Origin of the sequence: Marinimicrobium sp. UBA4509, from assembly GCF_002388575.1 — a bacterium.
GTDB lineage: Bacteria > Pseudomonadota > Gammaproteobacteria > Pseudomonadales > Cellvibrionaceae > Marinimicrobium > Marinimicrobium koreense.
The window spans coordinates 26,256-36,137 of record NZ_DGMV01000018.1; the positions used below are offsets into that span (position 1 = coordinate 26,256).

Genomic DNA, 9,882 nt, shown 5'->3' on the forward strand with positions numbered 1-9,882 from the left:
CCCGCACATGAGCATTGGGCCTTTCAGTCGCATTCGCCAGACAAATCCCTCCGGAGCAGCCAGTATCTGCTCGGCACGCATTGGTTGATAATTGGGCGCTGCCTTTGATCCCAGGCTGAACTGCCCTTCCATACGTAATTTCGCCACGCGATAGAGCGGTGTGCCGGGGGTGATGGCAAAGTTGAAAAACCGCTGTGCTGGCTCAGGCAACTCCGAAACCAAGGAGGGATCATATGGTGCCGGGCGTTCAGGTTGCAGTGCCGCCAATCTTACCCACTCTGCACGGTCTGCGTGCTCGTCTGCCAGCCGAAGCGCAATCAGGGCTGTGCCGATAAGGAAAAGCGTTGAATACAGAAAGATCATCAGCCGCCACTCAGCGCTTGAAAGATAAACAGAGTATCACCGTCTTCAACCTGATCCGCGAGGGTTTTTCGATCAATCACGATGGTATCGTTAATACACAGTTTTACATGTCGCCGCACCACACCCCGTTCGTCGAGCACATAGTCGGTGAAACCGGGCGCCTGCTCATTAATGGCGTGCAGCACTTCGGCGACCGAGCCGGGCGGTGCGGTCAGCGTTCGGTCCTGTAATTGAGGAAAGAACCGGTACAGGTGTGAGGTCATCTTTACCGTAGGCATAGAGGTCAACCAAACCGCACGGAGTAGATGGGCGGAAAGTTGTTGCCCAGGCACTGCCAGGTTTCGCCTCGGTCTTCCGACAGGTAGGCATTGCCGGTGGTGCTGCCAAAGCACAGGCAATCACCTGAGACGTCCAGGGCGTGGCGCAGCACGATGTCGTGGGCATTCTCCTGGGGCAGGCCGTTGCGCAGTGCCTGCCAGGACTGGCCGCCATCCTCGGTACGGGCGACAAACAGTCCGCCGTCGATGGTCATACGCTGGGCGTCGCTCCGGCCCGGTACCACCCAGGCGGTGCGGCCATCCTGTTCATCCACGGCCACCGGGAAGCCAAAGTTTACGCCCGTGTCCGGGTCGCTGACCTTCTTCCAGCTTTGAGCGCCGTCGTCACTGTAGAACACGCCACAGTGGTTCTGTTGCCATAGGTGGTCCGGCTGGCCGGGGCATTGGGTTACAAAGTGCGGGTCGTGCCCCCAGTCGGCTTCTGGGTTCGGCAGATAGTCCATCAGCATGCCACGGTTGCGCCCGGCCCAGGTTTTGCCGCCATCCGTCGATTCGAGCACCCCGGCGGAGGAGACCGCCACATGCAAGTGATTCGGGTCGCGCGGATCGACAATGATGGAATGAATGCCCGGCTCAAACACCCCGTAATCAATACTCGCGGGTGTGCCACCCCATTGGTTTTCACTGGTGGCATCCCCGGCAAACAGATCGCCGCCGCGACTCTCATGGTTCCACAGCGGCCGGTTTAGCTCCCAGGTATCCCCGCCGTCATCACTGACAAACAGCCCTCCGGGGATGGTGCCGGCGTAGAGTCGACCGGGCTGGTCCGGCCCGCCAAAGGCCAGATGCCAGATCTTGTACACCGTCGCATTGGCGTATTCCGGTGTGCCGGCGGGCGCCTCGGGATCGAAATCTGGGGTGGGCAGTACCTGGGCGATATGACGCGCACCCTCCGGGTACTTCAGCGACGAGATATCGTCCCAGGTCTTACCGCCATCCCGCGAGCGAGACAGCTTGGGCCCCCAGTGGCCGTGATCCAGGGAGGCCCAGAGAGTGCCATCGCGAGGATCCCGGGCGGCATAGCAGACCGGAACGCCGGCGTGAAGGATAGGACGGGGTCGCCAGCCCGCCCCCCGTCGGTCGATCATGACGGTACCTTTACGGGTACCCAAAAGGATGGTGTCGGTCATCAGTGTGCCCTCATGGTGTCCAGATACGAGTAGGGCCCGGTCAGTCAGCCCCGGTAACTGGTCGAACGGCACCTCTGATTATAGACAGGGGGCGAAAAATTGCCCGGCGTCGGTGTTCAGCTGCTACGAAGCACGGCCTGGATTTTCTGTACATGCTCCACGACGTCACTGCCTAGCGGCGTGAGATACCCACCGTCCTTCTGGGTAATCAGGCCCTTCTGGTGGAGTTGCTCCGCTGCGGCCACCATCGCGGGGTCGGCGGAGTGCTGGTGTACTTTGAGGCCCTCCTGAGAGGATGCTGAGTCGAACAGGGCCAGCAGGTTGAGTTCGTTGAGGTGGTCTTCAAAAAAGTTCATGGCACTTTCCTCGCGCAGTGTTGATACAGCTCAAATAAACGTCGTTTAACGTTGGTCATTAGGTAAATATGAACGACACTTGAGGTTTAAACAACAGGAATCAGCCCTTGCATAGGAAAATGCAGCTTCAGGCGTCAGCCCGGCTGTGGCATACCTTCGGAGTCTACGATGAGCTACGAACGGTTGTTTGACGAAAGCTATGAACGCGTAGCCGTTGGAGTACGGGACGGGCAGCCGTTTTTTGAGGGCTTTTACCATCGTTTCCTTGCTGCCTCTCCTCTGGTGTCTCACAAATTCCGCCATACGGATATGGTTAAGCAGCGCACCATGTTGAAAAAGTCCTTCTACAGTTTGCTGACCTTTTATGCGAGTGGATCGGTCGATAACGTGCTTGAGCGTATCGCCGCCAATCACAGCTGCAAAGGCCTGGATGTTCCCCCGTTTCTGTATGATCTCTGGCTCGAGTCCCTGATGGACACAGTCAAACGCTATGATCCTCTATTCGACGATGACGTGGAGCTGGCCTGGCGGTTGGTGCTGAGTCCGGGTATTACCTATATGAAATTCAAATATGATCACTGCTGAGAGATTGATCTGCTTTCAGCGTTTTCAATAATAGACAACAACTCAGCGTAACTTCGACAAACAGCATCCGCTTCGGCACACCTGTCGCCATAAAGTTCGCTGGGAATAAAAACGGTATACATGCCGACCTTGGCAGCGCTCCGGATGTCGGCAACTGGGTTGTCTCCGATGAAAATGCACTGATCCGGCGAAACCGCCAGCTCCTTGCAGGCCAGCTCAAAAATGCTGGGGTCAGGTTTTCGGCAACCTACTGCCTCGGAAACGATAATCGAATCAAAGAAGTCGGCTATGCCGAGCGCTGATAGGTTTTCTTCCTGGAAAGGGCTTTTACCGTTAGAGACCAAGCCAATTTTATAGCCTTCGCGAGCAAGCTGCCGAACTGCATCCGAAGCCCCTGGTCTTTCGGCACAAAAATTTCGAAAGTGGTTAAGGTACTCGTCCACCAGCTCGTCAACGCTCTGTGGAATAGAGAATTCGCCTTTCAGGCATTGGTAAACCTGGTCCTTCCAAACCGATCCATTGCTATCGAGCTCGACAAACCGTCCCACAAACTTCTCCGAGTTGTCGATTCCCAGTGAGCTAGTGGCTTGCCAGTGACAGAATCCGATAAGGGAGCTCGCTCTGTCCAGCAGGGTGTTGTCGAGGTCAAACAGTATGCTTTTCATGGGTTGCTCGTAGGAATGAAGTCAAGTGCTGTCTTGTCACTATATAGCATCGAAAACCTTTATCACGAGTGCACCCCTTTATAAATAATCCTAATAAATAACAACGCCACTAATTTCAAATATTGACAACCACTCTGATTTTATTCGAGCTCAGATATTCTGATTGATTATGATCAAATCGCCAATAATAACTAATACATCATTAGTTGATAATGATTATATGACTTAATATTAATTTAAATGATCTAAAATGCTTGCAAATGACCTAAAATAGAATAATAGTGTGCGGTGAATCAGTTGGCTGATCTTTCAGGTTGTTACTACATAACATAAAAATTCAAGAGGAATAACATGAATAAATACCTATGGCTGCTACTCCTGACCATCGCACTTGCCGGATGCGGCGGGGGCAGTAACTCCACCCCCGACAACACTCCCAGTGAGCCGCAAACACCGACCACACCTACCGCTCCCGAAGAGGAAGAAGAGGGCAACGAGGATGTCCCGGACGAAGAAGAGCAGACCGAAGAGGACCAGGCAGAGGAGCCAGTGGTTGACGAGCCGGGTGCCGATGTTCAGCTGTTTGTAGTCGGGGACTCAACGGTTGCCAGCTATAACTCGTCCTCCTATCCACAGGCAGGCTGGGGTCAGGTTCTCCAGCATTATTTCGATGAGAGTGACATTGAGGTTCTCAACCGGGCTCGAGGTGGTCGCAGCTCCAAAAGCTACAAAGTCGATGGCATCTGGGATGACGTTCTGGCCGAGGTGGACGAGGGCGACTATGTGATGATCCAGTTTGGGCACAACGACCGGGACTGGACCAAAGAAGAGCGCTATACCTCCACAGACGATTACGAAGTCTATCTGACCGAATACGTGGAAGAGACTCGTGCGAAGTCGGCGACACCGATACTGGTCAGCCCGATGGTCATGAATGCCTACCGCGACGGTGCACTGCGCAATGTGTTCACCGAGGAAGGCAATGACTATGCAGGTTCCATGGCCAAAGTGGCGACGGATCTGGACGCTGCCTATATCGACCTGAACGCCAAATCCTGGGAGTTGGTGAACTCCCTTGGGCAAGAGCAGGCATCGCATTACCTCTACCTGATTCTGGACGCTGGCGAGTACGAGAATTACCCCGAGGGCAGCAACGATGGCACTCACTTCCAGGAGTCCGGGGCTGTGGAAATGGCTCGTCTGGTGGTGGAAGGCCTTGAAGAACTGAATGGTAATGAGTCCCTGATGACGCTGTTGGACGGAGTAAAGCAACGATACGCCCTGACGGTCGAGCAGGAGGGCGCCAGCGACAGCCTTTACACCCAGGGGAACAACTACCCGGCGGGTACGCCGTTGACCCTCAAGGTGAGAGCTGGGGATAGCGATACCTTTGACGCCTGGTATACCGCTGGCCAGGTGGCCAGTGAAGTCAACCTGTATCAGACGACCATGCCGGTTGGAAAGCTCACCCTGATCGCCGCTTTCAACGGGGTTGTGCCTGAGTTCAATTTTGAGGCCGCGACCGCTTACCTGATTGGTGATTCGACCGTTGCCGATTACGCCGACGGTTACTACCCGCAAACCGGCTGGGGGCAAGTGTTTCAGCATTACTTTGATGAATCCAAAATCACCATCGACAACCGGGCCCTGGGTGGGCGTAGCTCAAAAAGCTACTATGAAAACCACTGGGCCGATGTCAAAGCCAGCGTTCAGGAAGGTGATTTCGTCTTCATTCAGTTCGGCATTAACGACCGAGCGCAGGATGAGGAGCGCAGAGCGCCCACCGGCGGTGTGTTCGAAGGCTATATGACCAATTTCGCGGAAGAGACCCGGGAGCTGGGCGCAACGCCCATCTTTGTGACCACGGTGCGTCGCAACCAATGGCAAAACGGCGTTCCCTACGATGCTTACCATGAACATCCGGTGGTCACCCGTGAGCTGGCCGCCGATCTTGGCGTGCCGCTGGTTGACCTCAACGCAAAAAACAAAGCGCTACTTGAACTGGTTGGCGAAGACTACGCTAACGAGTTTTACTACATGGGCTTCGGTGCCGACCAATACGGAAACGCCACGGCCGCCTCGGACACCGTGCACTTTCAGAAGCAGGGCGCCGTCGAAATGGCACGCCTGGTGGCGGAAGGGCTGGAGGAGCTGAGCGGGGTCAATTCAGTGGCACCCCTAGTCAGTGCGCTGAAACCAACTTTTGCCATGAGTGTGTCGTCACCCACGCCCGAAGCAGGCACTTACTCACAAGCGTTCGAGTATCCTGAAGGTGCCCCGATGACGCTCAAAGCGCTGGCTAACGAAGGCGATGAGTTCACTCAATGGCTGGATGGTGATCGTGCCGAAGCATCTGCGGACTTCATCTATGAGTTTGATACCGCGGCCATGGCTACCAGCTACGAGGCGGTATTCAACAACAGCGAAGGCCTGGGGTCGGTGATGACCAACCTGACCACCGAGTTCGACAATACCAACATCGTGCTGAACTGGTCACTGGAGAATTTCAGCGGCGAGATTACCTATATTGAAATCTACCGCAATGATCAGGCGAATTTTGATGATCGCGAGCGTATTCTCGCCGGTGCCGCCACCAGTGGCAGCTTTGTCGATGAAACCGCCGAAGCCGGCAAAACCTATTGGTACATGTTCAAGGTGGTGCACGATGGCGAAACCACCAACACCGAGGCCGAAGGCGAAATCAGAAAGCCTTTTGTCGATGAAGTGCCCGTGACCAACTTGACGGCCACCATTGTCAACGGTACCTCCGTTCAGGTCTCCTGGAATCTTCAATACTTTGAGCCGGAAATTACGTATATCGAAATATACCGGAACGACGTGCAGGAGCTCTTGGGGCGCGACCGTATCGTTGCCGGTGCCGGCATGAACGGTACTTACCTGGATGAGGCTCTGGAGCCAGGTAAAACCTACTGGTATATGGTCAAGATTGTTCAGAACGGCAATACGATCAATACGGACCCGGAAGCGGAAACCACCATTCCTGAGGATGCGATTGCCGAATAAGGGGGGGGCAGTGAGGCTGGCACGCGAAAAAAGAGGGCTCGCTTACTGCGGGCCCTCTTTTTTTGTGTCAATGGTAGCCAAACAGCTTCTGGCGTTTGATTTTCTGGGCCACCACATCCGGAACCTGATGTTCCCACCCGGATTGGCCAGAGCCGATCTGTTCAAGCACGTTCGGGGAGAAAATATCCAGGTAGTCTTCGTTGTACCGCTCCAGTTGCACGATATGGCTATTGTCCAACAGGTGCTGGTAGAGGTGGCGAAGGGGCTTGGGAACCTCAAGGTTGTCTGCTTTGATCAACTGGGCAGTGTTCGGGTCGCGATAGGGGTAGATATACAGTTTGACCTTGTTTTTGAACAGCCGGCCGAAGCCTTCCAAAAGGCCCCCGGGAAGGTCTTTATAATAGCTTTCCTCAAACAGCTCGGCGAGGCTGTGGGCGCCCATGGTAATGCCGATGCGGCCCTGGGTGTTCCGGCTGAGGTAAGACGCCAGACGGTGGTATTCCGGGTAGTCCGAAATCATCACTGTGTGGCCGGCGGCCTCCAGTACCTCGGCCCGGCTGATGAAATCGTCCAGATCGACGTCGCCCCCGGCGTTCAGGTTCTTCAGGGCCATTTCCATAATGGCGACCGTCTCTCCGGATTCGGCTCCGGTCTCGGCTTCCATGGCGGTCAATGCGGAGTCGAGCATGTCGATATTCACATGGGTCACCGGGCGAAAACGTCCCCGCTCCACCAGCACGGATTTCTTGCGCAGGTGCTCGGAGGGCTGAAGCACGCGGCCGTCGGCGGCAAACATGGCGGCATCACTCAGGCCCAGCTGAACCAGGCGCAGGCTGAGAACGCGATTGTCCACCTGCTCAAAGGCTGCGCCGGAGAAGTCCACCATATCGACTTCCAGGCGATTCACACTGAGGCCGTCGAGCAGCGATTGCACCAGCAGGTCCGGATCATCGCTCAAAAAGCAGGCGCCATAGACGAGGTTCACGCCGACGATGCCCAGGGCCTCCTGCTGCAACGCGTTTTCGCTGTCGAGCATGCGCACATGAATAATGATTTCGCTGGCCTGGGCGCCGGGCTCGGCCTGGAAGCGTATCCCCAGCCAGCCATGGCACTCGTTGGTGCCATGGTAGTTGCGCGCGGAGACGGTGTTGGCAAAGGAAAAGAAGGCGGTACTCTCACCCCGGTCTAGCGCCAGGCGCTCCAGGGTAAGGTCGTACTCGTAGGTGAGCATGGATTCCAGTCGCTCCCGACAGACGTAGCGGGCGCATTTGCCGTAAATGGCATCGCTCACCGTCATATCGTAAGCGGAGATACTTTTTGCAATCGTGCCCGCTGCGCCTCCGGCCTGAAAGAACCACCGTACTACCTCCTGCCCCGCGCCAATTTCGGCAAAGGAGCCGTACCGGGTGTCCTCCAGGTTCAGTTTCAGGGCTTTTTCGCGCGGATGCTTGGGATGGGGATCCATAGGGGCAGTCTCTCCTCGGGCTGGGTGGATGAGGCAAATGTGCAATCCTCATCCTAACCCACAAGCGGCCGTGAGGCTATGGCAGCGGCTTTACCCCTGACTCCCGGATTGCCTGTCTTAGTTGCCCTTCATGCAGACGTACACCGAGTTGGTCGATTCGCCGCTTTGAAACGGGTTATAGAAAGAAACCACGTTGGATTCCACACGCTCGAACACTGTTTTCAGCAAGGCTTCAAAGCGCGCTTCCGGCAGGTTCTGGGACCACATGGCGAACACACCCTTGGGTTTGAGCTTCGCCGCCATCAGCCCCAGGTTTTCCGAGGTGTAAAACCCGGCGTTACCGGAATTCAGGTATTCGGTGGGGGAGTGATCGATATCCAGAAGAATCGCATCGAAACGCTTGGTTGGGTCTTCCGGGTCAAAACCGGCCTCGGGGTCCGTTGCCAGGTCAAAGAAACTGTCCAGCACGTAGTGGTTGCGCGCATCGGCATTGAGTATTTTCCCGAGCGGCACTTTTTCGTCGCGATGCCAGCCAATCACGGTATCCAGGGCCTCGACCACAAACAGCTCGGAAATCCGCTCGTCCTTGAGTGCCGCCACAGCGGTATAGCCCAGGCCCAGGCCGCCCACCACAACACTGAGCGGGTCGCCCTCCACGGCCGCCAGGCCCAGCGTGGACAGGGCTTCTTCGGCTTCCACAAACATGCTGGACATCAGGAATTCATCGCCCAGCTTGACCTCATAGATGTCCCGGTCGCCAAAGGCGGGCATGCGGCGACGGCGCAGGGAGATCTCCCCGAGCGGGGAGTTCTGGCTGTCGATTTCTTCAAACAATGCGGGCATAGTCGTTTCGTCTCAAGCGACGCGCGATGCGCTTTTATTCCTCGCCTTCCGGCGTGATGGATAAGATGTAGGCCGCCAATTTCTCCCGGGTCTCCTGTTCCAGGAAGTTATGCGCAGGCATGGCGTGTTCGCCCCATTTGCCGGAGCTGCCATTGGCGATGGCGCTGGCGATGTAGGCCGTGGGGTCATCCAGGTCGCCGTACTTCTGCTTGATGGCCAGGAAACTCGGGCCCACGGAGTCAGCGCGCTCCTGGTGGCAGGCCACACAGCTGGTGTCTTTGGCGGCCGCTTTACCTTCGGCGATCTCAAGCTGGGCTTCATGCCCGATGCCGTCGTTGCCAGCGCCGGAGGCTACCTCATCGTCGTTCAGCTCGCCCAAGTCAGCGTTCGCGTCGTATTCCACCACGCTCAGCTTGGCCTCTTTACCGCCAGCCCACCACTGGGAGCCGTATTCCAACACCCACAGGCGGCCATCGGGGGTAATTTTCAGGTCCAGCGGCCCGGCAAAGTCGACATTCGGGGCCAGGTCTTCGATTTTGACTACACTGTCGTACTCATCCAGGGTGACGACCTTGATCCAACTGCGCATAAAGTCGCCGATGATCAACTTACCCTGATAGTAGGCAGGGTAGGCCAACTCACCGGAGTTCGGGTAGACACCGGCCACCAGGGCGTTGCGGCCGCCCTGTCCCAGTTCGGGGAAGCGCTCGGAGTTGTTGTAGGGGTACCAGATCAGCGCCGGTTGGGCCGGTGGCAGTACCTTCAGCCCGGTGTTGCGCGGCGAGAAATTCTCTGGCGCCAGGGGATCGAACAGCTTGCCACTGGTTTCTTTCTCGTAGTCGTACATGCGGTAGGGAATATTGTTGCCCACCATGGTGGGCCAGCCAAAGTTGCCGGCTTCGGTCACTTTGTTGATTTCATCGTAGCCGCGCGGGCCGAAATCGGCCGTTTCTTCCTTGGCGTCGGGGCCGATATCGCCGTAATAGAGCGTGCCGGTGCTCTCATCCACGGCGATGGTGTAGGGGTTGCGGGTGCCCATCACATAAATTTCGGGGCGGCCCTGTTCCGGGTCCTCGAACAGGTTGCCCTCGGGAATGCGGTAACCGCCGTTCG

At 56.5% G+C, this 9,882-nt stretch carries 10 protein-coding genes; 2 read left to right on the forward strand and 8 right to left on the reverse strand.

Translation table 11 applies throughout. The features are described 5' to 3' along the window. The 4 genes from B3520_RS02085 to B3520_RS02100 form a co-directional block, all read right to left on the reverse strand. Positions 1 to 363 (reverse strand): DUF6544 family protein (locus B3520_RS02085; RefSeq protein WP_286875246.1); only part of this gene is annotated, 363 nt, incomplete at its 3' end. Then, complete coding sequence (locus tag B3520_RS02090; protein WP_286805919.1) at positions 363 to 641, reverse strand: MoaD/ThiS family protein; 279 nt, start codon at positions 639 to 641, stop codon at positions 363 to 365. The genes B3520_RS02085 and B3520_RS02090, both read right to left, overlap by 1 nt. Before the next feature lie 5 nt (positions 642 to 646). Beyond that, positions 647 to 1,831 carry a sialidase family protein gene (locus B3520_RS02095; RefSeq protein ID WP_286875247.1) on the reverse strand — a complete coding sequence of 395 codons (1,185 nt, stop codon included), beginning with the start codon at positions 1,829 to 1,831 and terminating at the stop codon, positions 647 to 649. 116 nt (positions 1,832 to 1,947) lie between these two features. Further along, positions 1,948 to 2,187, reverse strand: coding sequence for a TIGR02647 family protein (locus tag B3520_RS02100; protein ID WP_024460766.1), 240 nt, complete (start codon positions 2,185 to 2,187; stop codon positions 1,948 to 1,950). A gap of 168 nt (positions 2,188 to 2,355) precedes the next feature. On the opposite strand from B3520_RS02100, the gene B3520_RS02105 reads away from it, so the two are divergent. Beyond that, a complete protein-coding gene (locus B3520_RS02105) occupies positions 2,356 to 2,772 on the forward strand; it encodes a globin (protein WP_286805914.1) in 417 nt (138 codons plus the stop codon). On the opposite strand, the gene B3520_RS02110 is transcribed toward B3520_RS02105, so the two are convergent. Continuing rightward, positions 2,763 to 3,437 carry an HAD family hydrolase gene (locus B3520_RS02110; RefSeq protein ID WP_286805912.1) on the reverse strand — a complete coding sequence of 225 codons (675 nt, stop codon included), beginning with the start codon at positions 3,435 to 3,437 and terminating at the stop codon, positions 2,763 to 2,765. The two genes, B3520_RS02105 and B3520_RS02110, sit on opposite strands and share 10 nt — an antisense overlap. Positions 3,438 to 3,788: 351 nt before the next feature. Here B3520_RS02110 and B3520_RS02115 point away from each other — a divergent pair, with 351 nt between their 5' ends. Continuing rightward, the gene (locus B3520_RS02115) at positions 3,789 to 6,461 is read left to right on the forward strand and encodes a GDSL-type esterase/lipase family protein (RefSeq protein WP_286805910.1); all 2,673 of its coding nucleotides are present in this window, start codon (positions 3,789 to 3,791) and stop codon (positions 6,459 to 6,461) included. Between the two features lie 67 nt (positions 6,462 to 6,528). On the opposite strand, the gene B3520_RS02120 is transcribed toward B3520_RS02115, so the two are convergent. The 3 genes from B3520_RS02120 to B3520_RS02130 all read right to left on the reverse strand — a co-directional run. Beyond that, on the reverse strand, positions 6,529 to 7,926 hold the full coding sequence (locus B3520_RS02120) for a hypothetical protein (RefSeq protein WP_286805909.1): 1,398 nt from the start codon (positions 7,924 to 7,926) through the stop codon (positions 6,529 to 6,531). Between the two features lie 117 nt (positions 7,927 to 8,043). Beyond that, the gene (locus B3520_RS02125; RefSeq protein ID WP_286805907.1) at positions 8,044 to 8,769 is read right to left on the reverse strand and encodes a spermidine synthase; all 726 of its coding nucleotides are present in this window, start codon (positions 8,767 to 8,769) and stop codon (positions 8,044 to 8,046) included. A gap of 34 nt (positions 8,770 to 8,803) precedes the next feature. Further along, a partial coding sequence (locus B3520_RS02130; RefSeq protein ID WP_286875249.1) for a PQQ-dependent sugar dehydrogenase occupies positions 8,804 to 9,882 on the reverse strand: 1,079 nt, incomplete at its 5' end.

What these genes read in the sequence shown, in the direction of transcription:
- B3520_RS02090 (WP_286805919.1), bottom strand. Translation starts at nt 641, where the DNA reads ATGCCTACGGTAAAGATGACCTCACACCTGTACCGGTTCTTTCCTCAA.
- B3520_RS02095 (WP_286875247.1), bottom strand. Translation starts at nt 1,831, where the DNA reads ATGACCGACACCATCCTTTTGGGTACCCGTAAAGGTACCGTCATGATC.
- B3520_RS02100 (WP_024460766.1), bottom strand. Translation starts at nt 2,187, where the DNA reads ATGAACTTTTTTGAAGACCACCTCAACGAACTCAACCTGCTGGCCCTG.
- B3520_RS02105 (WP_286805914.1), top strand. Translation starts at nt 2,356, where the DNA reads ATGAGCTACGAACGGTTGTTTGACGAAAGCTATGAACGCGTAGCCGTT.
- B3520_RS02110 (WP_286805912.1), bottom strand. Translation starts at nt 3,437, where the DNA reads ATGAAAAGCATACTGTTTGACCTCGACAACACCCTGCTGGACAGAGCG.
- B3520_RS02115 (WP_286805910.1), top strand. Translation starts at nt 3,789, where the DNA reads ATGAATAAATACCTATGGCTGCTACTCCTGACCATCGCACTTGCCGGA.
- B3520_RS02120 (WP_286805909.1), bottom strand. Translation starts at nt 7,926, where the DNA reads ATGGATCCCCATCCCAAGCATCCGCGCGAAAAAGCCCTGAAACTGAAC.
- B3520_RS02125 (WP_286805907.1), bottom strand. Translation starts at nt 8,769, where the DNA reads ATGCCCGCATTGTTTGAAGAAATCGACAGCCAGAACTCCCCGCTCGGG.